Annotated in this window: 19 protein-coding genes; 9 read left to right on the top strand and 10 right to left on the bottom strand. The window is 50.1% G+C overall.

From position 1 onward, the window contains the following. Positions 1–192 precede the first annotated feature (192 nt). Both Q9291_RS02130 and Q9291_RS02125 read right to left on the bottom strand, forming a co-directional pair. Complete coding sequence (locus tag Q9291_RS02130) at positions 193–1,413, bottom strand: type II secretion system F family protein (protein ID WP_306388341.1); 1,221 nt, start codon at positions 1,411–1,413, stop codon at positions 193–195. 5 nt (positions 1,414–1,418) lie between these two features. Then, positions 1,419–3,125 carry a GspE/PulE family protein gene (locus tag Q9291_RS02125; RefSeq protein ID WP_306388340.1) on the bottom strand — a complete coding sequence of 569 codons (1,707 nt, stop codon included), beginning with the start codon at positions 3,123–3,125 and terminating at the stop codon, positions 1,419–1,421. Between the two features lie 89 nt (positions 3,126–3,214). Between Q9291_RS02125 and trmL the strand changes: the two genes are divergently transcribed. From trmL to Q9291_RS02110, 3 genes are all read left to right on the top strand, one after another. Continuing rightward, positions 3,215–3,679, top strand: coding sequence for a tRNA (uridine(34)/cytosine(34)/5-carboxymethylaminomethyluridine(34)-2'-O)-methyltransferase TrmL (trmL, locus tag Q9291_RS02120; protein WP_306388339.1), 465 nt, complete (start codon positions 3,215–3,217; stop codon positions 3,677–3,679). Positions 3,680–3,932: 253 nt separating this feature from the next. Continuing rightward, positions 3,933–6,113: a UvrD-helicase domain-containing protein gene (locus Q9291_RS02115; RefSeq protein ID WP_306388338.1), complete on the top strand. Its 2,181-nt coding sequence runs from the start codon at positions 3,933–3,935 to the stop codon at positions 6,111–6,113. Between the two features lie 173 nt (positions 6,114–6,286). After that, positions 6,287–8,104 (top strand): GGDEF domain-containing protein, encoded by a 1,818-nt coding sequence (locus tag Q9291_RS02110; RefSeq protein ID WP_306388337.1) that lies wholly within the window; start codon positions 6,287–6,289, stop codon positions 8,102–8,104. A gap of 13 nt (positions 8,105–8,117) precedes the next feature. Here Q9291_RS02110 and Q9291_RS02105 read toward each other — a convergent pair whose 3' ends face one another. The 4 genes from Q9291_RS02105 to Q9291_RS02090 all read right to left on the bottom strand — a co-directional run bounded on the left by Q9291_RS02105 (position 8,118) and on the right by Q9291_RS02090 (position 11,080). Beyond that, positions 8,118–8,918: a BPSS1780 family membrane protein gene (locus Q9291_RS02105; protein ID WP_306388336.1), complete on the bottom strand. Its 801-nt coding sequence runs from the start codon at positions 8,916–8,918 to the stop codon at positions 8,118–8,120. A gap of 49 nt (positions 8,919–8,967) precedes the next feature. Further along, on the bottom strand, positions 8,968–9,894 hold the full coding sequence (locus tag Q9291_RS02100) for a homoserine kinase (RefSeq protein ID WP_306388335.1): 927 nt from the start codon (positions 9,892–9,894) through the stop codon (positions 8,968–8,970). Between the two features lie 38 nt (positions 9,895–9,932). Beyond that, entirely contained in the window at positions 9,933–10,283 is a 351-nt protein-coding gene (locus Q9291_RS02095) for a DUF2782 domain-containing protein (protein WP_306388334.1), read from the bottom strand. A 71-nt stretch (positions 10,284–10,354) separates the two neighbouring features. Then, a complete protein-coding gene (locus tag Q9291_RS02090; RefSeq protein WP_306388333.1) occupies positions 10,355–11,080 on the bottom strand; it encodes an LOG family protein in 726 nt (241 codons plus the stop codon). A 94-nt stretch (positions 11,081–11,174) separates the two neighbouring features. Here Q9291_RS02090 and polA point away from each other — a divergent pair, with 94 nt between their 5' ends. From polA to Q9291_RS02060, 6 genes are all read left to right on the top strand, one after another. After that, a complete protein-coding gene (gene polA, locus Q9291_RS02085) occupies positions 11,175–13,955 on the top strand; it encodes a DNA polymerase I (RefSeq protein WP_306388332.1) in 2,781 nt (926 codons plus the stop codon). A 4-nt stretch (positions 13,956–13,959) separates the two neighbouring features. Then, positions 13,960–15,144, top strand: a complete 1,185-nt coding sequence (locus Q9291_RS02080; protein WP_306388331.1) for a hypothetical protein — start codon at positions 13,960–13,962, stop codon at positions 15,142–15,144. Positions 15,145–15,694: 550 nt separating this feature from the next. Beyond that, positions 15,695–15,910, top strand: coding sequence for a hypothetical protein (locus tag Q9291_RS02075; RefSeq protein WP_306388330.1), 216 nt, complete (start codon positions 15,695–15,697; stop codon positions 15,908–15,910). Between the two features lie 129 nt (positions 15,911–16,039). Next, positions 16,040–16,279, top strand: a complete 240-nt coding sequence (locus Q9291_RS02070) for a GlsB/YeaQ/YmgE family stress response membrane protein (RefSeq protein WP_306388329.1) — start codon at positions 16,040–16,042, stop codon at positions 16,277–16,279. Between the two features lie 127 nt (positions 16,280–16,406). Then, complete coding sequence (locus tag Q9291_RS02065) at positions 16,407–17,159, top strand: competence/damage-inducible protein A (RefSeq protein WP_306388328.1); 753 nt, start codon at positions 16,407–16,409, stop codon at positions 17,157–17,159. A gap of 3 nt (positions 17,160–17,162) precedes the next feature. Beyond that, a complete protein-coding gene (locus Q9291_RS02060) occupies positions 17,163–17,432 on the top strand; it encodes a YkgJ family cysteine cluster protein (RefSeq protein WP_306388327.1) in 270 nt (89 codons plus the stop codon). Between the two features lie 8 nt (positions 17,433–17,440). Here Q9291_RS02060 and lgt read toward each other — a convergent pair whose 3' ends face one another. From lgt to Q9291_RS02040, 4 genes are all read right to left on the bottom strand, one after another. Then, positions 17,441–18,235, bottom strand: a complete 795-nt coding sequence (gene lgt / locus Q9291_RS02055) for a prolipoprotein diacylglyceryl transferase (protein WP_306388326.1) — start codon at positions 18,233–18,235, stop codon at positions 17,441–17,443. A gap of 25 nt (positions 18,236–18,260) precedes the next feature. Then, positions 18,261–19,532 (bottom strand): MFS transporter, encoded by a 1,272-nt coding sequence (locus Q9291_RS02050; RefSeq protein WP_306388325.1) that lies wholly within the window; start codon positions 19,530–19,532, stop codon positions 18,261–18,263. 197 nt (positions 19,533–19,729) lie between these two features. Then, positions 19,730–21,184 carry an efflux transporter outer membrane subunit gene (locus tag Q9291_RS02045; RefSeq protein WP_306388324.1) on the bottom strand — a complete coding sequence of 485 codons (1,455 nt, stop codon included), beginning with the start codon at positions 21,182–21,184 and terminating at the stop codon, positions 19,730–19,732. Next, complete coding sequence (locus Q9291_RS02040; RefSeq protein ID WP_306388323.1) at positions 21,181–24,315, bottom strand: efflux RND transporter permease subunit; 3,135 nt, start codon at positions 24,313–24,315, stop codon at positions 21,181–21,183. Before Q9291_RS02040 ends, Q9291_RS02045 begins: the two co-directional genes overlap by 4 nt. Positions 24,316–24,321 lie beyond the last annotated feature (6 nt).

Below are 24,321 nucleotides of genomic sequence, written 5' to 3'. Positions count from 1 at the left end.
CAGCGACAGGTCTAAACTGCGTTATTTTCCAATAAGCAAAAGTTGTACCAGCCACTTTTGGTCGTATCTGGTAAAAATCATTAACATCTCACACCAATACATTCATAAAATGCTACAGCCCAGGAGAGGTTTCCAATCATTTAGAAACCGCATTAAGCCATTCCATCAACACACCAGCAAAAATCGTCACCTTTAGCCTCCCCCTTTCAACATTACTGAACTCATATCCCACATTGGCAAGAAAACGCCCAATGCCAATATCAGGACCAGCACACCCAAAAAGATAATTAAAATCGGCTCAATTTGCGCACCCAGTGTTTTGACGTCGTACTCCACATCCGACTGATACATGTCGGCGATTTCCTGCATTAATTCGTCAAGAGAGCCAGACTCCTCCCCCACGGCGATCATTTGCAAGACCAACGGATTGAATACGCCGGTTTGCGTGGCGGTACGCAAAATGGTTTCGCCACGCTCAATGCCAGCCGACATGCTCATAATGCGCGCGGAAATATATTCATTTTCGACCGTTTGCGATACCAGCTTCAAAGATGAAAGAATGGGCAAGCCACTGCGGGTAGAAAGGGCGAAGCTACGTGCAAATCTGGCCATCGTGCCTTTAAATATAATTTTTCCTGCAATCGGGATGCGCATTTTAAACTGATCCCAATTTGAACGGCCAAGTTTGCTTGAAATATAACTTTTAAACGCCCAGAATGCCCCAAAAATAAGCGCAATCAGCACAAACCAGTAGTTACGCATAAAGCTCGAAAACGCAATCAGCATTTTGGTAATTAATGGCAATTCGGCGTGCATGCTGGCAAATACTTTTTCAAATTGTGGAATCACCATCACATTAATTACCACAATCGCGATGGCCATTGCAGTAATCACAAACGTTGGATAACGCAATGCAGATTTAATTTGGCCGCGCATGAAGCGATCAAACTCGATATGATCCGAAAGCCTTAAAAAAATATTATCCAGGTTGCCTGTGGTTTCTCCCACCCTGATCATGTTGATATAAAAGCCATCAAATACTTTGGGATGCTCATTCATCGCCACCGACAATTCCCGCCCGGAATCCAGGCTGGTCCTGAGTTGGCCAACCACACGGGCAAGTTGCGCATTCCCAACCGTATTTTGAATACCATTCAAGGCACGCATGATAGGGATACCGGCTTTGAGCAGGGTATACATCTGACGACTGAATAGCATCACGTCAAGACTGGTGACTTTTTCTTGAAACAAATTAAATGCAACCGCTGCACCTGCATTTCTCTGTTTAATTTCAATTGGCGTAATGCGGGAGAGCATCAGGGCCGAACCCAGTGCGTCAAGATCAGCGGCCTCTTGCACCCCGCTAACAATCATACCGTCTTCACTACGGCCTTTATATTCAAAAGTTGGCATACTGATTACTCTTCAAACTGGTTATCTGCACGCATAATTTCATCAAGCGTGGTTTTGCCCTGCAAGGCCAGTTGCAATGATTGATCACGCAGCGTTTTACCCTGCAAACGCTCACGTGCTTTTTGAATAAAGATGTTGGTGTCCTGCATGTTTGCAGCCATGGCAAGATCGTTAGTCATTTCAAGAAACTCATACAGACCGACGCGCCCCAAATATCCAGTACGATTACAATGCTGACAGCCGCGACCATGCCTAAAAGTACCCTGTACATCTCCCGATTGCACGACCTGGCGCAACCATGTGGCCTCCGACTCGGTTGGTGTATGTTCGACCGCACAGTGCGGACAGACCAGCCTCAACAATCGCTGCGCCAGCACGCCCAGTAAAGACATGGCCACCATAAATCGTGGCACACCCATATCAATCAAGCGTACTGGTGCGGTAGAGGCATCGTTGGTATGCAACGTAGACAACACCAGGTGCCCCGTCATCGCAGCGCGTAAACCGGTTTGTGCAGTTTCTTCATCGCGCATCTCCCCCACCAGCACAATATCCGGATCCTGACGCAAAATGGAACGCAATAGTCGGGGGAAGTCGAGCTCGATTTTTTCATTCACTTGCGTTTGTATAATGCCCGGCAAGCGATATTCTACCGGATCTTCAACCGTAATGACCTTGGTCTCTGGCGTGTTGAGTTCATTCAACGCGGAATACAGTGTGGTCGTTTTACCACTACCCGTTGGGCCGGTCACCAGCACCATACCACTCGGTCGCTGAATCATTCTGCGAAAGCTTGCCAGCAATGGTGCCGGCATACCCAGATTATCCAGTTGAAAGTGAGCAGTATTTTGAATCAGCAAGCGCATCACGACCGTTTCGCCATATTGGGTAGGCATGGTGGAGATACGCATATCCACTGACTTGCCTTTGACCGTAAAGCCAAAACGACCATCCTGTGGCAGCCGTTTTTCCGAAATATCCAGGCCCGCCATAATTTTGAGACGCATAATCAGGGCAGACACAATTTTAATGTCGGACTGCGTCTGAAAATGCATGACACCATCAATCCGGAACCGGATCAGCAGCTTATTTTCTTGAGGCTCAATGTGAATATCCGAAGCGCGAACCTGCACTGCATCCTCGAAGATTGTTTGCAGCAACTTAACCACTGGCGCATCATCAATCCCGAGATCCACGCCCATCAGGCTGGCCAGATCGACATTGCTGGCCGCCAGATCCTCTTGTAGCTCCAGTGCCAGTGAGGATATTTCCTCAGTCAAGCGATAGGACCGGTCTATCGTCTGCATCAGCAGGCTTTCCTGCACAACGACAATTTCAATGTCACGCTTAAGCAGTCTGACCAGCTCGTCATACGCATAGACATCCGAAGGATCCACCATGCCGATTACGAAACTGTTTATTTTTTCTTCAAGTAAAATGGCGCGAAACCGTCTAGCCTGTACCTCTGGCAGCTTATGGACTTGTTTGACATCGAGCTCGTACTGACCCAGGTCAAGAAATGGAATATTTAACTGGTGCGCAACGGCTTCTGCAATTTGACGCTCGCTGGCATAGCCTTTTTCGGCGATCACCCGCCCAAGTCGCCGCCCCGTTTTTCGCTGTTCTTCTAGCGCCTGCTCAAGCTGCGCAGGGTTCATGAAATTCTGTCTGACCAGAATTTCACCTAATCTGATTTTTTCGGGACGTGCCATGGCGTTGTAATTGTTCTCTTAAAACAGACTTTTATGGTCTATCATATCACCTACATTCTAACTTGACGTTCACAAACAAGCTGCAAAAAATGTTTCATATCGTGCTTTTCGAACCAGAAATTCCCCCAAATACCGGAAATATCATCCGGCTGTGTGCGAATGCAGGGGCAAAACTGCACCTGGTCAAGCCACTGGGCTTTGAACTCACGGACAAACACCTCAAGCGCGCAGGCCTCGATTACCATGAGTATGCCGACCTGCAAGTCTATGAACACTGGCCTGCCTGCCAGCAGGCACTGGCAGGAAAACGCATGTTTGCACTGACCACCAAAGGCAGTACACGCCACACTGACTTGCAATTTAAGGATGAAGATGTGTTTGTATTTGGCCCCGAGTCGCGGGGTCTGCCAGAAGATATTCGCGCCGAGTTTTTACCAGAATACCGAATACGTCTGCCAATGATGCCGCATAGCCGCAGTTTAAACCTGTCAAACTCAGCAGCCATTTTACTATACGAAGCCTGGCGGCAAGTTGGATTTACCGGCGGTATCTGATACACAATCGATAGACAAAAAAAGCCCCGATTAAGGGGTAAATCGGGGCAACAGGCCTCATCGTAAAGGCTTCCGCTCAGGGAGGAAAGAAGCGGAAAGATGACTCATCATCATCGTGCAAGTATGAGTGCATCGCGTTTTGAAAAGTTCCGAAGAAATCTAAACGAATCAATTGAGTCTCAAACAACTCCGCACGAGTCATGATAGTCAACGTCCCTGCACCGCACCCTCTGCATCATGCGATAATAGCGACATGTATTCTGAAAATAATTTATTACAGGGCTTAAATGATAAACAGTTGCAAGCGGTCACCCTGCCGCATGTCTCTGCACTGATACTGGCAGGAGCTGGCAGTGGCAAAACCCGCGTGCTGACCACCCGCATTGCCTGGCTGATTCAAACCGGGCAAACCTCGCCCATGGGCCTGATGGCGGTGACGTTTACCAACAAAGCCGCCAAAGAAATGCTCACCCGCTTGACCAGTATGCTGCCGATCAACACGCGTGGCATGTGGGCCGGCACTTTCCATGGCTTGTGTAACCGCATGTTGCGCGCCCATTACCGCGAAGCTGGCTTGCCCAACACCTTTCAGATCCTGGATACGGCTGACCAGCTTTCCGCGATCAAGCGCGTGATGAAAGTAATGAATGTGGATGACGAAAAATACCCACCCAAGCAGGTCATGGGTTATATCAATAGCTGCAAGGAAGAAGGCCTGCGTGCGCATACGGTAGATGCTTATGACGGCCATAGCCAGAAACTGCGCGAAATTTATGACGCCTATGACCAGCAATGCAATCGCGAAGGCGTTGCAGATTTTGCTGAACTGTTATTGCGCTGCTATGAACTGCTGGAGCGCGAGCCGCACATCCGCGCCCATTACCAGCAGCGTTTTCAGTACATTCTGGTGGATGAGTTTCAGGATACCAACCGCCTGCAATATCTGTGGCTGAAACTGCTGGGCGGGGCACACAACAGCATTTTTGCCGTGGGCGACGATGATCAGAGCATTTACGCTTTTCGTGGGGCACGCGTTGGCAATATGAGCGATTTCCAGCGTGACTTCCAGGTACAAAACATCGTCAAGCTGGAAGAAAACTACCGTTCGCACAGCAATATTCTTGATGCAGCCAACGCCATTATCAGCAACAACCAAAACCGTCTTGGCAAAAACCTGTGGACCTCGGCAGGTAAAGGCGAGCCCATCCGCATTTATGACGCCTACAACGACACGGACGAAGCACAGTTTATTGTCGATGAAGTGAACATGCTGCAAAACGAAGGGGTGGCACTGGGCGATATCGCCCTGCTTTACCGCAGCAATGCGCAATCTCGCATTTTGGAACACACCCTGTTCTCATCCAACATTCCTTACCGCGTGTATGGCGGCTTGCGCTTTTTTGAGCGGGCTGAGGTCAAACATGCGCTGGCGTATATGCGCCTGATTGGCAATGCCAACGACGATACCGCACTCTTGCGCATCATTAACTTCCCCCCGCGTGGCATCGGTGCCCGCAGCCTGGAACAGCTACAGGAAGCCGCGCGCCAAAATGAATGCAGCCTGTGGCAAGCGGCCACCAACAAAGTGGGCGAAGGCAAGCTGGGCAGCAAAGGGCTGGACGGTTTTGTTGCCCTCATCCGCCACATGGTGGACCAGGCCTATGGCATCGCGCTGGGCGAAGTAGCTGAAATGGTGACGACGGTGAGTGGCCTGATGGCGCACTACCAAAACGACAAGGAAGGCGAAGACCGCATCGAAAACCTGAAGGAACTGGTCACGGCGGCGGTTGCCTTCAGCAAGCAGGATCTGGGCAATCACCATAATATGGAAGAAGATGCAGACCTGATGACCCAGTTTTTAAACCATGCCAGCCTGGAAGCCGGTGACCATCAGGCCGATGTTGGCCATGAAGCGCTGCAACTGATGACGGTGCATGCCGCCAAGGGGCTGGAGTTTCATACCGTATTTATCAGCGGAGTGGAAGAAGGCCTGTTTCCGCACGAGCAAGCCGCCTACGAAAACGGCGGCCTGGAAGAAGAACGCCGCTTGATGTATGTGGCCGTCACCCGCGCCCGTCAACGCTTGTATTTAAGCTATGCACAGAGCCGTATGCTGCATGGACAGGTGCGTTACGGCATTGCCTCGCGCTTTCTGGATGAAATTCCGGCGGAACTGACCAAACGCCTGAATAGCAAACCCGTGGCCAAATCCTATGCCGCAGGTGGGCAATATACCGCAAAACCCGGCGTGCCCCCGGTTGCACATTCCAGCTACCCGTTTAAAATCGGGCAGTCCGTGCGCCACGGCAAGTTTGGCGAAGGCGTGGTGGTCAGCTATGAAGGCAACGCCAGCGATCTGGCGGTGAAAATCAACTTTGGCAGTGCGGGCCTGAAAACACTGATGCTGGAATATGCCAAGCTGGAAAAAATATAAGGCTTGATGAGTGCACTGATGGCGCAAAAAACCATGCCTGCTTGACGAGCAGGGCAGCCTGACATGACTGCCTTGTTTCAGTCATCAGTGACCGTAAAAGATGTCATAAATAATTCATCAAAATTCGTGCCTGTTGCAATCAAGAAACTCGTCTGAAGGTCGATACTGCTTGCATGACTTACGACTCCCCTCAGCTAGAAGTTGAAGCAATACTAGCGCAAAAAAATTTGCTTCCACTGTTTCAGCCCATCGTCGACATCAAGCATGCCCGCATCGTTGCACACGAGGCCCTGATCCGCGGCCCGGTCGAATCCAAACTGCACTCACCCATCGCATTGTTTAATGCAGCCAGCCTGTTTGGTCTGAATCTCGAGATGGAATATGCAGCGCGAGAGGCTATTTTCAATGAATATGGCCGCACTGACCAATCGCACCTGCTTTTTGTTAACTTTAGTCCCGACTGCTTGTTAGTGAGTAACAGCCATTTGTCTTTTGGGCTGGCGCAGCTTGCACGCAGTGGATTGCAAGCGTCCAACATTGTCATTGAGATCACAGAAAGTTCGACGATACGGGACTATGCAGCACTCAAAGAAGCTGTGATTCGTTTTAAGGCACAGGGTTTTAAAATCGCACTGGATGACCTCGGTGAAGGCACCTCAGGTTTGCGTTTGTGGTCAGAACTATCGCCAGACTATGTCAAAATAGACAAGCACTTTATTGCCAATATCCACCATGACCCGATCAAGATGGAGTTTGTGCGCGGTATACAAAAAATAGCGCTGGAATCAAACACGCTGACCATTGCCGAAGGCGTGGAAACCAAAGAAGAATTAGCGGTCATCAAAGACTTAAAAGTTGATTTCGCGCAAGGCTTTCTGCTGGGTCGGCCTTTTCCAAAATTCCAGCATATATTGACCGAAGAGGTCAATATGCTGTTGAGTAAAAACCTTGTCCGCCTGTTTGCTGACCAGCACAACGCCAGCGCAAAACAAGCCACCGTGATTGGCATGACCAGTTATCAAATTGCCGCTTTTCCTGAAATGACCAATGAAGAGGTCTATCACTGGTTTAATCGCGAAAATACGCTCAACTCAATTCCAGTGGTCAACCACAAGGGCAAGCCTCTCGGATTGATCAGTCGTTATGACACCATAGACCGATTTGCACGACGTTACCAAAAGGAGTTACACGGCAAGAAGTCCTGCACCACATTTATGGATATCAATTGCCTGATTGTACAAAAGGACATGACCATCCTCGCACTGAGCGAGATGATTCTGGAAGCGGATCCCAAATACTTGTTGAACGGTTTTATCATTGTGGATGGTGAACGTTATGTAGGCATGGGCAGTGGACATGCCTTACTGAGAGAAGTGACCACGATGCAGATTCATGCAGCACGCTATGCCAACCCGCTCACACTGCTACCGGGCAATGTGCCGATCAACGCCCATATCGACAAGCTACTTGAACGGCGTATTCCATTCGTAGCCTGCTATTGTGACCTGGACCACTTCAAACCTTTCAATGATGCCTATGGTTACCGGCGAGGCGATGAAGTTATTCAGTTTGTTGGCCGCTTGTTAAGCAGCATGGTCAACAGTGACCTCGACTTCGTGGGGCATATCGGCGGTGACGATTTTGTGTTGATTTTTCAAACCGAGAGATGGGAGGCAGTCTGCCATGACATTCTCGACACCGTTGCCAAAGTGATGCCTGATTTTTATGACTTGAAAGATGTGCAGTTAGGCGGCATACGTATTGAAGACCGCCTGGGAAATGAACACTTTTATCCGTTTGGCAGTTTATCGATCGGCGCAGTACGGGCACATCCCGAGGCATTTGCCAGCCATCATGAAGTTGCTGGCGCCATGAGCAACGCCAAGAAACAGGCAAAAAAAACCATAGGTAACAGCCTGTTTATTGAGCGAAGAAAGTTAAGCGCGATGGCTCAAACACTTGATATGAACGCACCTGTCACCATCAAGTGACAGACTGTCAGGGCTAGGATTGAGGCTCAAGAACTGAAGGCGCTGCCCTGAATACATCTTTGTAGCTGATATATTGAAAGGCAAACATCAGGGCATTAATCACCAGTAAGGCAGCAAACACCAATAACGGCATCAGCAATTGCGCCAGCATGGGAATCAAAGCGCCCAATATACCGATGATTAATCCCAAACCCAGCATTAATACCAGAATCACCAAGGTCATTACCAACCACGAAACCCCCATGGCCAGCGTATATTGCAACATTCCGGCAATACTGGATTTAATCGCTTTCACCAATGGATAACTGTTTAATGTAATCAGCATTGGTGAAAACCAAGTGGCGATAAACAGAGGCAACAACAGCAACATCACTTTGACAATAAACGACAAGGAATTTTCGAGAAACTGTGTCATCTGCGATTCTGACATGCCAGCTTTGGTCGGTGCATGTGCCACCAGCGCAGCCAATTCACTGCTCAACAAATAAGTCGCCAGCACGGCATATACCAGACAACTGAGACCTAACAACATCAACATTCTGAGATGTGGTTGTAATTGCACCCACACTGCCCGCGGTGACATGACCTGTTTTAAATCGGCTTGCCGATATAGCAACACCACAAACGCCATACAGATCGGCCAGATAATCACCGTAAGCAAACCCAGAAACCCCATGCCGGGCAAAGAAGGCAACACCATAAAAATCACAATATAAGCCAGTGACCATAACATCCATAAATGCGGCTGCATTTTAAATAGAGCCACACTCTCACGCACCCAGCGCAATCCTTGTTGGGTTCCAGTTTCAGTCATGAGCATCCCTTGTCTTTTGTTTGTATCGTGTATTTATTAAATGGTATTTCTAAACCAGTGCTTTGCGATTGAGCAACACCCGCTCAAAATGCGCAGGGTCTTTGGCATGGGTGAGTTCACCCGCCACCGGATAATGAAAATCATACAAGCGAGAGAGCCAGAAGCGCAAGGCAGCCCGGCGCAACAAGGCAGGCCAATAGGCCTTTTCATCAGCAGTAAACGGGCGCACAGCCTGATAGGCATTCATGAACACTGCCAGTTTTTCATCCACAAACGTCCCGGCAGTATCCACACACCACTCGTTGACAGCAATCGCTACATCATAGGCGAGCACATCATGGCAGGCGTAGTAAAAATCGATAAAGCCACCCAGCGCATCACCATCAAACAACACATTGTCACGGAACAAATCGCCGTGAATCACGCCATGTGGCAAAGCAGAAAGGTCCAGCCCATGCTGAAACTCCAGCTCCTCCTGCAACAAATGCTGCTGGGTTGGCAGAAGCTTTGGAAGTACCTGTTGTGCAGTCATCACGCGCCAGCCCTGTCCGCGCTGATTATGAGACTGTTCATGAAATTGCATGCCAGCCACATGCATATGCGCCAGTGTCGTAGCAACGGCTTCTATTTGTGCCAGATTAGGTGCACTGACATCGCGACCTTTAAGGCAGCTGACCATGAGGGCCGGCTTGCCATGAATCCGGCGCAGCGCTACCCCCTGGGCATCTGCAATCGGGGTCGGGCATAAAATGTCATGTTTGGACAAATGCGCCATCAAGTGTACAAAGTATGGCAGCTCATCAAAGTCGTTCTTCTCAAACACCGTCAAGACAAAACGGGCCTGCGAGGTTTCAACAAAATAATTGGTATTGGTGATGCCAGCCGCGATACCACGCAAGGTGTGTAACTCGCCGACATTAAATGGCCCCAGCCACTGGCGCACTTCTTCTATACTCAGAGTGGTAAAAACAGACATGTTGATTTTCTGGCCTGCCCACAGGCAGGCCACTTAAATTAGAAACGGAATAAAATCCACTTGGGAACGGAGAGCGGGCGAGTCGGGCCATCGTGCACCCAGTCTCCATTACGGTCTTCACGATGCAGATAATAGGACTTGCCACCAGGCGGGGTGACTTTGACCATATATACCTCGCCATTCAGGCTGTACTCCTCAACATCGTTGTCACCATCCTTGCGTTTGGTAATGGTAGGCTTATCCATAGGCTGCCCCTCAATCACCTTCGGCGGCGAAGGCACCTCTTCCAGCAACTCGGCATCACTGGGCGTAGCCGCCCATGCTTGCACAGCAATACCGCCTATCGCGAACATCGCACTGGTGATCAATAAACGGGCAATTTTATGCATGGACAACTCCTTATGAGACAACGCTATTCTAGCAAAAGACCGGCTTGCGCGCCGAGGCCGCAGCCATCAAACTACAAATAAAGTTGCATTTTGCGTTCAGCCGGGCTGAGTTCGAAACCAGTGGTTTCATAATGTTTGAAAATAGCCGCGACAATTTGTTTCGGTTCATCGATGATTTGCACCAGATCAAGATCTTTTTCACCCGCCATGCCTTCTGCGACCAGGGTGTGACGCAACCAGTCCATAAGGCCTTCCCAATAATGGCTACCCACCAGAATGATTGGAATTTTGCGTGTCTTGCCCGTTTGCACCAGGGTAATGGCTTCCATCAACTCATCCAACGTACCAAATCCACCTGGCATCACTACACAGGCACTGGCATATTTAACAAACATCACCTTACGCATGAAAAAATATTTAAAACTGATGCCGATATCCTGGTAAGGATTGCCATGCTGTTCAAACGGCAATTTGATATTCAACCCCACGCTGGCCCCTTTACCGGGAAATGCGCCTTTATTCGCGGCTTCCATAATGCCGGGGCCTCCACCGGAAATCACGCTGAATCCAGAGTCGGATAATAACCTGGCGATTTCCTCGGTTTGTTTATAGTAAGGATGGTCAGGTTTGGTGCGCGCACTGCCAAAAATGGAGACTGCAGGTGTGATCGCCTTCAGGTTTTCAGTCGCACCCACAAATTCGGCCATGATCTCGAACGCACGCCAGGATTCGTGGCTGTCTGAGTCGCCATTCAGCAATTCCGGCTCAATCATGGTGGGTAGTTTGCGGCTGGTCATAAGGGGTTCCTTCAAAATTCAAACCAAATTAGTGTACATGAAGTCGGTTTGAAATGCGTAAAATACGCATTGAATTGACTCTAGAGAACTTTGTATGAAAACCCTGCTTTTGGTAGACGGCTCCAGTTACCTTTATCGCGCCTTTCACGCCATGCCCGATTTACGCAACTCGGCCAACGAGCCAGTAGGCGCGATTCAAGGCGTACTCAATATGCTGCGCCGATTGCATAAAGACTACCCCGCCGAATACAGCGCGTGTGTCTTCGATGCCAAAGGCAAAACCTTCAGGGATGATTTGTACCCCGAATACAAGGCCAACCGCGCCAGCATGCCAGACGATTTGCGCGTGCAAATCGAGCCGCTGTTTGAAACCATCCGCGCCATGGGCTGGCCGCTGATTATTGAAGAAGGCGTGGAAGCCGATGATGTCATTGGCGCACTGGCCAAACAAGCCGAAAGCCAGGGTATTAAAACGATTATTTCCACCGGCGATAAAGACATCTCACAGTTGGTCAACGAGCACATTACCGTGGTCAACACCATGCGCGATGCCTTTCGCAAAACCGATGACGTACTGGACATTGCAGGGGTCACCGCTAAATTTGGCATCCCGCCTAGCCTGATGATTGATTACCTGGTGCTAGTGGGCGACACTTCGGACAACGTGCCGGGCGTAGAAAAAGTGGGCCCCAAAACCGCGGTTAAATGGTTGCAGGAACATGGCTCGCTAGACAACATTGTGGCGAATGCCCAGAGCATTTCAGGCAAAGTCGGGGAAAACCTGCGCGCCGCACTCGACTGGCTCCCCACCGCGCGTGAACTGATTACCATCCGTTGCGACGTGGGCATTAGAGAACATTTTGATGAGCTGGTGCAACAGGCCCCCGACAAAACAAAACTGGCAGCACTGTTTGACCGCTTTGAATTCAGGAGTTGGCAACGTGAACTGAACAACATGCCGGACGGCGGCAAGACACCTGCGGGCATTGCCTCTGCACCGGTGTCCAATGCCACCAGACAACTGGCGGACCAGGGCACTGCGGATATGTTTGCAGCCGCTGCCAACCACAACCGTCATTACAGCACCATTTTAAGCGAGGCGGATCTGGAAGCCTGGCTGACAAAAATGCAGGCCTCCGCATTGCTGTGTTTTGATACGGAAACCACCAGTCTGGACCCGATGACAGCCAACATCGTGGGCTTGTCATTTTCCACGCAAGCGGGCGAAGCTGGATATATCCCGCTCACCCATGACTATTTTGATGCTCCGGTACAGCTTTCACTCAACGAAACGCTGGCCAAATTCAAACCTATTTTAGAAAACCCCGCCATTAAAAAAGTGGGGCAAAACCTGAAATACGATATGCACGTACTGGCGAATCATGGCATCCATTTGCAAGGCATTGCGCACGACACTTTATTGCAATCCTATGTACTCGAAAGCCATCGCACCCACGGCATGGATGACCTCGCCATGCGGCATCTGGGCGTGCAAACCATCTCGTTTGAACAAGTGGCCGGCAAAGGGGCAAAGCAGGTAGGCTTTAATCAGGTGACCGTAGAAGTCGCCAGCGAATACGCGGCAGAAGACGCCGACATCACCCTGCAACTGCACCAGGCCCTGTACCCGCATGTACAAAAAGACAGCAAACTGGAGTTTATTTACAGCCAGATTGAAATGCCTTCGATGGCATGTTTGTTTACCATGGAACGCAACGGCGTGCTGATCGACAGCGACATGCTCAACCGCCAAAGCAACGAAATTGGCATGAAACTGATGGCGCTGGAAAGTCAGGCCTACGCACTCGCTGGCCAACCATTTAATTTAGGCTCGCCCAAACAACTGCAAGAAATCCTCTTCGGCAAACTGGGCATCAAACCCACAAAAAAAACGCCTTCTGGCGCGCCGAGTACCGATGAAGATGTGTTGCAGGAACTCGCGCTCGATCACCCCTTGCCCAAAGTGTTGCTGGAATATCGCGGTCTGGCCAAACTCAAGTCCACCTATACAGACAAACTGCCCAAAATGATTAACCCGCAGACGGGGCGCGTACACACCAGCTACAACCAGGCCGTCGCCATTACCGGTCGTCTGGCGAGCAGCGACCCCAACCTGCAAAACATCCCCGTACGCACCGCAGAAGGTCGCCGTATCCGTGAAGCATTTATTGCACCCGCTGGTGCCCATATTGTCTCAGCCGACTACTCGCAGATTGAACTGCGCATCATGGCGCACTTGTCGCAGGATGCGGGCATGCTCAATGCCTTTGCCAATAACGAAGATATTCACCGCGCCACCGCCGCCGAGATTTTTGGCGTAGATAAAGCAAACGTGGATAACGAACAACGCCGCTACGCCAAAGTCATCAACTTCGGCCTCATCTACGGCATGAGCGCCTTTGGCCTCGCGCAAAACCTCAACATCGAACGCGGTGCCGCCGCCAACTATATCGAGCGCTATTTCGCCCGCTACCCAGGCGTGCGCGACTACATGGACAACACCCGTGCACTCGCCAAACAGCAAGGCTACGTCGAAACCTATTTTGGCCGCAGATTATGGGTGCCAGAAATCAACAGTGCCAACGTGCAAAGAAGAAACGGCGCCGAACGCGCCGCCATCAATGCACCCATGCAGGGCACTGCCGCTGACTTGATTAAACTGGCGATGATCGCCGTGCAAAACTGGCTGGTGAGTGAACGCTTGCAATCAAAAATGATTATGCAGGTACACGATGAACTGGTGCTGGAGGTAGTAGATGCTGAGCTGGAACTGGTGAAACAAACGCTGCCAAAATTGATGCAAGGGGTAGCGCAATTGTCAGTGCCGTTGTTGGCGGAAGTAGGTGTGGGGGGGAATTGGGAAGGGGCACATTAGGCTTATGAGTAGACCTTTAGTAGTTTACCTCGACAGTAGTGACTATTCCATTTTTAGTGATGCCTCTAGGAGAACTCCTGAGTTAAATAGAATAGAGAGTAAGCTCCTACAGCTCCGTGATGAAAATAAAATTGAGTTCAGATTCAGTCATATCAACATAATCGAGGCCGCCCCAATAAAAACAGAAGATAGATTGTCATCATCACAACGGCTAGAAACTATTAAGAGATTTTGTGGATGCAAATGTTTGGTTTCGTATGTTTTTGTAATTGAAAATGAAATTGAATCTCTTAGTAACATGCGGCCAATACCAACTCAATTAAACCATCTTAATGATGATGGTATTTGGTTTCCAAGCCTTGCTGATATAAAAGAATTCAGTTATTTGGCCGATGATATTAGAGAAAATATCTCTAAAATACCAGATAGAAAAAAGAGACGACAAGCTCAAAGAAAATCTTTTAACCCAGATGGCAGTGTTAAAAATGCCGCAGGATATTTAAAAGGCACTGTAGACTCATTTGCCAAAGAGATTTGTAGCAAATATCCTTTGACGGAGGAAAGTGCAAAACTTGCTGCGCAATCATATTTTAATAATGGGTCAACAGCTAATTTTGTCAGACTGCTTTCAGACTCACTTTCAAAGCTTGAAAACATTAGTAAATGGTATGAACTCTCATGGGATGAAGCAACTCAGCTATCATCTTTTCTTCGAGAAATAGGAGGAAACTTATTGAAGTCATTAGAGCAACTTAAGAACGAATCGACTGTGTTAGCAAATGACTACAAACTAGAGGGGCTCAGCGACAGCCAGATTAAGAGTAGGATGAATGAAAGTTTCAGTGGTTTATTAAATTCTTTACCAATTAGCATGCTCAAAAGTCTAAATGTAAGCCATGCTTCAACATCTAATCAAGAAATCAGCTGGGAACTGTGCCCTTCTCTGCTAACTCTTACGACATTATCAGTGAATTTAGTGAAGCTAAACTCACTGACTTCGCGCAAAGCAAAAAACAGTGATTTTGGTGACATACTTCATGCCACTTATTTGCCTCATGTTGATATTTTTAGATGTGACGGAAACACAGCTTCAATTATAGAGCAAGCAAAGCTACCAATCAAAACTAGAGTCGTTTCAAAGCTTACTGATTTGCCAAAAGAAATAGAAAACTTACTAATGCGAAATTAAACAATTGCACAAATAACGAACGAATTAATAAGACAACTATATTCCGCACTTACATCATCTGCGATGTAAGTCTTACTGACAAATGTCAAGACGCACTGTTGAACGCCAACTCAAATTATTTGCTAGACCAACTCCATGAACAAACAACATGCCATCCAAGCACTCACCAATAGCAACGCTGAGCTTGTCCAACGATACTGCGTGGGTCGTTTGGCTCAAAGCAGTTAATGCCTGAAGTCATAAAGTCAACATGGATCCCCACTTTCGCGAGAATGCCATTGCGCGTGAAAAACAGCTAAAAAATGGAATCGCGTTTGGAAAATTGAGTTGATTGAGAATATGAATGCCGATTGGCGAGATTTACATTTAGACTTAGTGCCTTAAAAACTACAATTAACTTGGACTCCCGCGTGCGCGGGAATTCCGGTGATTTTTGTAACTTCACCCTGAAAATTCGCTGAACTGGCACTCGCGATCACAACTAGCGTAAAGCATGTGAAGTGGTCTATATTAGCCAAACCATCACATAAAAACACCAAAAGGAGAAGCGATGAAATCGTTAGTTGCAGGCATTATTTTAGTGGCACTGGGCGCAGCAGGCCTGATTTACAAAGGGTTTAGCTACGAGAGTAAGGAAACCGTTGCAAAAATTGGCTCACTGGAAGCCACTGCTGAAGTGACCCATGATGTCGCCATCCCAACACCCATCAGCATTATTCTGATGATGGCAGGTGCCGGGCTTGTGTTAGTGGGGTTAAAGAAATAAGCGCATGCGAGAACAGCCTTCTCGCTATCAGCGCAATCTGACAGGCAATGACTGAAAGCACTGACAGCCTGATAACACAGACTTGCTTATCATTGCTGTACGAAAAACTATGATTGGGGAGCACACAAAATGATTTGGACAATTGTTGTAGGGATTATTGCTGGTTGGCTGGCAGGCTTGATTATGAAGGGCGATGGCTATGGTCTGGTGTGGGACTTGATTCTTGGCATTGCAGGCGCGGTGGTGGGCGGCTGGCTGTTTGGCGTGTTGGGGCTCAGCGCTTCAGGCGGCACAGTAGGTGCCATTGTTGTCGCCACCATTGGCGCGGTGTTCCTGATTTTTATTTCGCGCCTGCTACGATCAGCCTGATGCCTTCCCAGACAAAAGGCGATGACAGTGTGTCATCGCCTTTTTTATTTTTCGCTATTTAAAACCTATGCTTGGGGACTATGATCTACTGAGGTAATATTTCGTAACTTTCGTATTCCTTCAACCCATGCAATCATTCGGTGTCTACATTATTGGTGATGAAATCCTGTCTGGCAAACGGCAGGATGCACATCTGGGAAAAGTCATTTCACTGCTTTCGTCACGGGGCCTGCAACTAAGCTGGGCACATTTTTTGGGTGATATTCCAGAGCAAATTACCAGCCACCTGCGGGCCAGCATGGCGCGTGGCGATATTGTGTTCAGTTTTGGGGGCATTGGTGCCACGCCGGACGATCACACGCGTCAATGCGCCGCAGACGCGGCTGGAGTGCCGATTGCACGGCATGCCGGTGCGGTTGCCAATATCGAAGCGCAATACGGCGAAGCTGCTTACCCCAAGCGGGTACGGATGGCCGACTTTCCACAAGGATGTGACTTGATTCCGAACCCGATCAACCGGGTGGCCGGATTCAGTCTGCATGAACATTACTTTGTGCCTGGATTTCCGGAAATGGCGCACCCGATGGTGGAGTGGGTGCTGGAGACATACTATCGCCACCTGTTCCATGCAGCGGATTATCTGGAAGCGTCGATTGTGGTTACTGAAGCAGGCGAAAGCGATCTGATTGATTTGATGCATGCCATGTTAGCGCGTTACCCGATGTTGAAGCTGTTCAGCCTGCCGCGCACCAATCAGCGCCGGACAACCGAGGTCGGCATGAAAGGCGAAAGTGCGCTGGTAAAACAAGCCATACTGGATCTGAAAGCAGGCATTTCTGCTTTGGGGTTTCCGTGGGTGGATGTCCAGATGAGTGAGTAAGTGATGCAATGTAAACCGCTCTGTGGTGCCTGCTGTATCGCGCCTAGCATACACAGCCCCATCCCTGGCATGCCTGACGGCAAACCGGCCGGGGTGCCTTGTGTGCAACTGGATGCAGAGTTCAGATGCAAGTTGTTTGGGTTGCCAGAACGGCCGCTATTTTGTGCTGGCCTGCAACCGGCAGTTGACATGTGTGGCGACGCAACACAACCGCGCGAACATGCTATCCAATGGCTGACGGCACTGGAACAGGCAACCAGCCCGAGCCAGTGACGGCCGCATTACGCAGGCTTGCGATAAGCCCAGCGTAACATAAGCAAGCCAGCCAACAACATGGGCAGGCACAACCATTGCCCCATGCTAAACCCAAGTGACAACAAGCCAAGAAAGCTGTCTGGTTCACGGGTAAACTCTACCAGAAAGCGGAAGCTGCCGTAACCCAGTAAAAACAAGGCTGACACTGCACCTATCGGGCGTTTTCTGCCTGCAAATATCCATAAAATAACAAATAGCGCAACGCCTTCCAGCGCGAACTCATACAGTTGCGACGGATGGCGTGCCAGCATATCCACTTTTGGAAACACCATGCCCCAGTCTGCCTGTGTGGGACGTCCCCATAACTCACCATTGATAAAATTACCCAAGCGCCCGGCGCCGAGGCCAATCGGCACCAGAGGCGCAACAAAATCCATCAATTGTAACCAGACATAACCGCGTTTGCGGGCAAACACCGCCATGCCAACCATCACACCGATAAAGCCACCATGAAAAGACATCCCGCCCTGCCATAAGGCCAGAATTTCCAGCGGGTGCTGAATAAAATAGAGCGGTTGATAAAACAGCACATAGCCCAGGCGGCCACCAAAAACCACCCCCAAGGCGATATAAAACAGCATGTCGTCCGGATCTTGCGCCTGCCAGGGCGAAGCCGGGTCCAGACGCTTCAATCGTTTGACCTGATATTGTCCCAACCACAAACCACCAAAAAAGCCGATCAGGTACATCAAACCATACCAATGAATACCAAAGCTGCCGATTTGCAAGGCGATAGGGTCAAACCCCGGATGCATAAACATAAGCGCTACCATCAAAAAAATTGCATTATACCTGCTGCGGCTGTGGTCGTTGTGACCGCATCAGCCAGACTGCACCCACACTGAGTAGTGCCATGCCTGACATATAACCGCCAACCCATGACAAACCACCCTGAATACTTAAATACTGTGCAACTGGTGGTGCAAATGAAGCCCCCAGAATGCCGCCCAGTTGATAACTGAGTCCAGCACCACTATAGCGGACAGCCACTGGAAACTGTTCTGGTAAAAATGCGCCCATAGGGGAAAAAGTCACGCCCATGAGAAACAAGGATAAAAATAAAAACAGGGTAATACGAAACACACTTTCGCTCCCCATCATATCGTCCATGAAAAAGCCGAGGCCTGCCGCCAGCAGGCCACCGACCAACAATACCGGGGTGCGGCCGTGGCGATCAGAAAGCCAGGCAGACCATGGCGTTGCAATGGCCATGCCAATAACGGCCACACACAACATGCCAAGAAACTGCGGCCTGGCGATATGCAAGGCATGCGTGCCGTAATTGAGGCAAAATACCGTGGCAGTGTAAAACAGGTGATAGCAGACCCCCATTGCCAATGCGCCCAGCACAATGCTGCGCCCATGTTGCGAGAGCAATGCCTGTAGCGGCCAGCGATGAATATGCTGCTGATGCACGGCTGCCGAAAATGCGGGCGTTTCTGCCAGCTTAAAACGCACATACCAGCCGATCATCACTAGGCCGGCACTGGCAATAAACGGCACTCGCCATCCCCAGTGTCTAAACTGTGCATCCGTCAGCCCCAGGGTCAACCCAAGAAACGTCAGCGTGGCCAGTAAAAACCCGACTGAAGGCCCCAGTTGTGGAAACATGCCATACCAGCCGCGCTTGCCCGCTGGCGCATATTCTGTGGCCAGCAAGGCGGCACCCCCCCATTCACCGCCCAGACCCAGGCCTTGGGCAAAGCGCAGTACGCACAGCAATACAGGGGCCCACACACCCATTGTGTGATAGCCCGGCAACATGCCAATCAACAGGGTAGAAACGCCCATGACCAGCAAAGAGGTCGCAAGGGTTGATTTGCGCCCTACCTTGTCGCCAAAGTGGCCAAACAGAATAGCCCCCAGCGGCCTGGCGATAAATGCCAGTCCAAAAGTGAGTAAAGCGTTGAGCGATTGTGCTGCCGGATCACCAGGCGGGAAGAACACTTCGCCAATGACCAGCGCAGCCGCCATGGCATAAATATAAAAATCGTAAAATTCAATCGCTGTGCCAATAAAGCTGGCAAAAGCGATGCGACTAAGAGATGGCGTTGACATCGCAGCATGTTATCTGCGTACAAGCGTTTTTGCAAAACGTAAATAAAAAGGCCGGAAAACGCATGACGTCTTCCGGCCACCTCTGGCAATGATTAGTTTAAAGAGACTTTTGCACAAACTAAACAAGAGACAATTTTAACAAAAGAATTAATCGCTTTCAGGATCTACTTTGATGCATGCAAAAGTCTCTTCTAAACTTATTTTGCCGCAGCCGATTTTTCTTTCAGTGCCTCAGGGTTCCAGCCGCCACCCAATGCTTTAAAGAGAGAGATGGTGGCTGTGAGTGTGTTTTGGCGGCTCTGTACAAAGGCTTGTGTCGCCTCGTTGTGGTTGCGCTGCGCATCCAGCACTTCCAGATAGCCAGAGTATCCAGCCTGATAGCGGTTTTGAGAAATCTGCAGAATATTGGCGGTGATCTGTTGCTTGGATTCCGCCACTGTTTCCTGCGCGCGATACTGACGTGTACCCACCAGCGCATCATTGACTTCGGTAAACGCAGTTTGCAAGGCGCTCTGATAACTGACCACGGCCTGTTTCTGTTTGGCATTTGCTTGTGCCACTCTGGCTTTCAAGCGGCCTCCGTCAAAAATTGGCAAGGTCAGCGCCGTGCCCAGCGACCAGACACGCGCAGGTGCTTTCAGCAGGTTATTCAGCGCAATACTTTCACCACCATAGGCTGCCGTCAACGAAATGCTCGGATACAGATTAGCTTTGGCTACCCCGATATTGGCATTTGCCGCCACCAACGTCTGCTCGGCCTGACGCACATCTGGTCGTGCTTCCATCAGTTCGGAAGGCAGTCCGGCTGGAACGGTCGGTGCAACTGGCAAAAACGCACGGTCAACCTTGGCGATCTGCAAGCCCAGATCATTGGTCAGGAAGCCCAACTGATGCTCACTCAACGCACGTAAACGTTCCAGGTCCAGCTTTTGCGATTGTAATGTGGTCACCACCAACTCGGCCTGATGCGCATCCAGAACCGTGGCAACGCCGCCTTCTACACGACGTCTTGCCAAGTCCAGACTATCCTGTGCTGTTCTCAGATTTTCTGTATTCACATCCAACTGCGCATCAAGACTGCGGATCATCACATAGTGATTAACCACCAGACTGGAAGTGGACCAGTACACAGCTTCTTTGGCGTAATTTGTCGCCAGCAAGCTGGCGCGAGCACTTTCATTTGCACGCCGTAACTTGCCCCAGAAGTCGAGCTCTACGCTACTGTTCAAGCCAATTTTATAAGTTTTGCGTGGATTCTCCCCAAATACGGGAAAAATACCAGATTCAGTGACGCGATTGCGGACACCAGAACCATCCAGCGTGACTGACGGCAGGATATTGGCACCAATTTCCTGTGCTTGTGCATCGGCCTCTTCAATTCTGGCCACCGCTAGCTGTATATTGGTATTCTTTTCCAGCGCAGTTTCAATCAGGCTATTGAGCGTACTGTCATTAAACAATGTCCACCACTTTTGTAGTGCCTGTTGCTGCTCTGCACTCGTTGCCACACCGGGATGGCTATCGAATTGCGCTGGCAACGTAGATTCCGGACGTGAATACATCGGGCCAAGTAACTGACAACCAGCCAGCATGGTTGTTAGCAAACCCAGCATCAGCGCCTGGCGCATCGGTTTTAATAGTGTCGGTTTCATACCGCTTCCTCTTCTTCAACATGTCCGTGGTGACGCACTTTTTTCTCGTTGGTCAACCAGGTAAAGAATAATGGGATAAAGATAGTGGCAACAAAAGTGGCCAGCAACATACCGCCAAACACACCCGTACCCATGGATTGGCGTGCTGCCGCACCGGCCCCAGTGGCAAATACCAGCGGAATAATCCCTAATACAAATGCCATTGAGGTCATCACGATCGGCCTGAAACGCAAGCGTGCTGCTTCGAGTGCAGCTTCGGCCAATGGCATGCCTTCTTCCATTTTCTGCGAGGCAAATTCCACAATCAGAATGGCGTTTTTAGCCGCCAGGCCAATCAGCGTGATCAAGCCAATCTGGAAGTAAATATCGTTGTTCATACCGCGTGTCAGCACTGCAATCAAGGCACCGGTCATCGCAAATGGAATCGCCATAATCACTGCCAATGGCAATGCCCAGGTTTCAAACTGCGCGGCCAGGATCAGGAACACCATAATCGTGGCGAAACCAAATGCCACCAGCGCAGCAGAGCCTGTCCGCTTTTCCTGATAAGCCTGACCGGTCCAGGCAATCTGGTAGCCATCCGGCAGGTTTTCTTTGGCAATTTTTTCCACCAGCTTGATGGCATCACCCGAGCTTACGCCCTGCGCGCCACTGCCAAACACCTTGGCGGAGAGCAAACCGTTGTAACGCTCCAGCTGCTCGGCGCCCACGATATTGCTCACCTTGGCCAGCGCTGACATCGGGATCATGTTGCCATTAGGGTTATCCTCCGTCGGCTGGCTACGCACGTAAACTTTACCCAGATCCTCCGGATTCATACGGTATGCGGCTTCAGCCTGCAATTGCACGCGATAGGTGCGGCCGTTGCGGTTAAAGTCATTGACATACAAGGAACCCATGGTGCTTTGCAAGGTGGCGTAAATATCAGCAATACGCACGTTCTGCGTCAAGGCCTTGGCCTCATCCACCTCGATAAATAACTGCGGCACCGTGGGACGGAAGAAGCTGTTAATGCCAGTCAGCTTGGGATCTGCCCGCATGGCATCCATAAAGTTATTCATGACTTGTGCAAGCTTGATCGGATCAGTATCACCGTGGCTTTGTACGTACACCTCAAAACCACCGGCAGAACCAAGGCCGCGGATGGCCGGCGGGTTCACCGCAAAGCCCATGCCGTCTGGCTGGCTCATGCCGATGCCAATCAACTTGCCCACCATCTGGTCGGCATTGGTGGTCCGCGCGTCCCAGTCCTTCATCCGCACAAACATGGTTGCAGCATTGGTTTTATTGGCCCCTGTCAGCAACTCAAAGCCATTCACCGCAAATTCGTGCGCAGTCGCTGGATCTTGCGCCACAGCAGCACGAATATTTTCTGTGGTTTGCGATGTCCGTTTCAGTGTGGCCCCATCAGGCATCACGACAATACTAATCACATACCCCTGGTCTTCTGGTGGTACAAAGCCCCCAGGCACAGTGCGGAACAGGAAAATCATCACCACCAGCATGCTGGCAAAGACCACGGCACCAATGATTTTATGACGCAGGGTGAGCTTGACCGTACCGGTATACAGGTTGGTCAAACGACTAAAGCCCTGGTTAAATTTTCTGAAAAAAGCATTTTCATGATGACTGCTTTTCAAAATCATCGAACACAATGCTGGAGTGAGCGTGAGTGCTACTACCCCTGAAATTACGACAGAAATGGCCACAGTCACCGCAAACTGACGATATAACTCACCGGCAATCCCGCCCTGGAAAGCCACCGGCACAAATACCGCGCACAATACCAGCACAATCGCCACCACCGCGGCCTGCACCTGCGCAATAGACTTGATGGCAGCATGTAGCGGACTCAGGCCTTCTTCTTTCATCAACCGTTCGGTGTTTTCCAACACGACAATCGCATCGTCCACCACAATCCCGATGGCCAGAATCATGGCAAACAGGGTCAGCAGATTAATTGAAAAACCAAACAGGTATAGCCCGGCAAAGGTACCGATAATCGAGATCGGCACTGCAATCATAGGAATCAGGGTTGCGCGCCAGCTTTGCAGGAACAGGAAAACCACCAGCACCACCAGAATCAGCGCTTCACCAAAGGTATGAAACACCTCCTTGATCGTCGCTTTCACAAAATCACTGGTATCGTAAGGAATGTTGTACTCCATGCCCTCGGGAAACTTGGCTTTCAACTCCTCTACCCTGGCCTTGATGGCCTCTGCGGTATCCAGTGCATTGGCGCCGGTCTGCAAGAAGATGGGCATCGCCACACCCGCCTGACCATCCAGCGCTGAAGCCACGTTATAACTTTGCGCACCCAACTCAATACGGGCCACATCTTTTAAACGCAACACACCATTTGGGCCCTGTGCACGCAGAATGATATTACCGAACTCTTCAGGATCAATCAGACGCCCTTTGGCAGTGACAGTAAATGCAAGTTGCTGACTGGCGGGGGCTGGCTCTGCACCAATTTTACCCGCCGCATATTGCGCATTTTGCGCGCTGATGGCAGCAGAAACATCACTGGTTGAGATGCCCAATTGCGCCATACGATCTGGACGCAACCAGACGCGCATCGAGTAATCCTGGCCGCCAAAAATAGTGACATCACCCACGCCTTTAATGCGTTTGAATTCATCGAGCAGGTTCAAAGTTGCATAGTTGCTTAAAAACAAGCGGTTATGGTCTTTGTTTTTTGAAGTCAGCATGACCACCAGCAAAATGTCATTTGAGCGCTTTTGCACCACCACGCCGGTACGGCGTACATCTTCCGGCAAGCGCGGCAATGCAATATTGACACGGTTGCTGACGTTGAATGTTGCCTGGTTAACATCGGTGCCCACGTCAAACGTGGCGGTGATGGTCAAGGTGCCGCTACTGTCAGAACTGGAGTTAAAGTACAGCAGGTTTTCGACGCCGCTTAACTGCTCTTCAATCGGTGCGGCCACAGTTTTAGACAACGTGTCGGCACTGGCGCCAGGATAGCTGGCGGTAATCAAAACCGTAGGCGGTGCAATTTGCGGGTATTGCGCAATCGGCAACTTAAATGCCGCCGCTAACCCCGCCAAGACGATGATGATAGACAGCACGCTGGCAAAAATCGGGCGTGTGATAAAAAATCGGGTCATATCGTT

The organism is Methylophilus aquaticus (genome assembly GCF_030769565.1).
In the GTDB taxonomy this organism is placed as follows: domain Bacteria; phylum Pseudomonadota; class Gammaproteobacteria; order Burkholderiales; family Methylophilaceae; genus Methylophilus; species Methylophilus aquaticus.
This window is presented reverse-complemented; position numbering and strand designations above follow the sequence as displayed.

Bases quoted from the DNA above. Each gene is read 5' to 3' on its own strand.
- Q9291_RS02125 (WP_306388340.1), bottom strand. From the start codon at position 3,125: ATGGCACGTCCCGAAAAAATCAGATTAGGTGAAATTCTGGTCAGACAG.
- Q9291_RS02070 (WP_306388329.1), top strand. From the start codon at position 16,040: ATGATTTGGACAATTGTTGTAGGGATTATTGCTGGTTGGCTGGCAGGC.
- polA (WP_306388332.1), top strand. From the start codon at position 11,175: ATGAAAACCCTGCTTTTGGTAGACGGCTCCAGTTACCTTTATCGCGCC.
- Q9291_RS02075 (WP_306388330.1), top strand. From the start codon at position 15,695: ATGAAATCGTTAGTTGCAGGCATTATTTTAGTGGCACTGGGCGCAGCA.
- Q9291_RS02110 (WP_306388337.1), top strand. From the start codon at position 6,287: ATGACTTACGACTCCCCTCAGCTAGAAGTTGAAGCAATACTAGCGCAA.
- Q9291_RS02095 (WP_306388334.1), bottom strand. From the start codon at position 10,283: ATGCATAAAATTGCCCGTTTATTGATCACCAGTGCGATGTTCGCGATA.
- Q9291_RS02045 (WP_306388324.1), bottom strand. From the start codon at position 21,184: ATGAAACCGACACTATTAAAACCGATGCGCCAGGCGCTGATGCTGGGT.
- Q9291_RS02065 (WP_306388328.1), top strand. From the start codon at position 16,407: ATGCAATCATTCGGTGTCTACATTATTGGTGATGAAATCCTGTCTGGC.
- Q9291_RS02115 (WP_306388338.1), top strand. From the start codon at position 3,933: ATGTATTCTGAAAATAATTTATTACAGGGCTTAAATGATAAACAGTTG.
- Q9291_RS02105 (WP_306388336.1), bottom strand. From the start codon at position 8,918: ATGACTGAAACTGGAACCCAACAAGGATTGCGCTGGGTGCGTGAGAGT.
- Q9291_RS02100 (WP_306388335.1), bottom strand. From the start codon at position 9,894: ATGTCTGTTTTTACCACTCTGAGTATAGAAGAAGTGCGCCAGTGGCTG.
- lgt (WP_306388326.1), bottom strand. From the start codon at position 18,235: ATGTTTATGCATCCGGGGTTTGACCCTATCGCCTTGCAAATCGGCAGC.
- Q9291_RS02090 (WP_306388333.1), bottom strand. From the start codon at position 11,080: ATGACCAGCCGCAAACTACCCACCATGATTGAGCCGGAATTGCTGAAT.
- trmL (WP_306388339.1), top strand. From the start codon at position 3,215: ATGTTTCATATCGTGCTTTTCGAACCAGAAATTCCCCCAAATACCGGA.
- Q9291_RS02040 (WP_306388323.1), bottom strand. From the start codon at position 24,315: ATGACCCGATTTTTTATCACACGCCCGATTTTTGCCAGCGTGCTGTCT.
- Q9291_RS02060 (WP_306388327.1), top strand. From the start codon at position 17,163: ATGCAATGTAAACCGCTCTGTGGTGCCTGCTGTATCGCGCCTAGCATA.
- Q9291_RS02080 (WP_306388331.1), top strand. From the start codon at position 13,960: ATGAGTAGACCTTTAGTAGTTTACCTCGACAGTAGTGACTATTCCATT.
- Q9291_RS02050 (WP_306388325.1), bottom strand. From the start codon at position 19,532: ATGTCAACGCCATCTCTTAGTCGCATCGCTTTTGCCAGCTTTATTGGC.
- Q9291_RS02130 (WP_306388341.1), bottom strand. From the start codon at position 1,413: ATGCCAACTTTTGAATATAAAGGCCGTAGTGAAGACGGTATGATTGTT.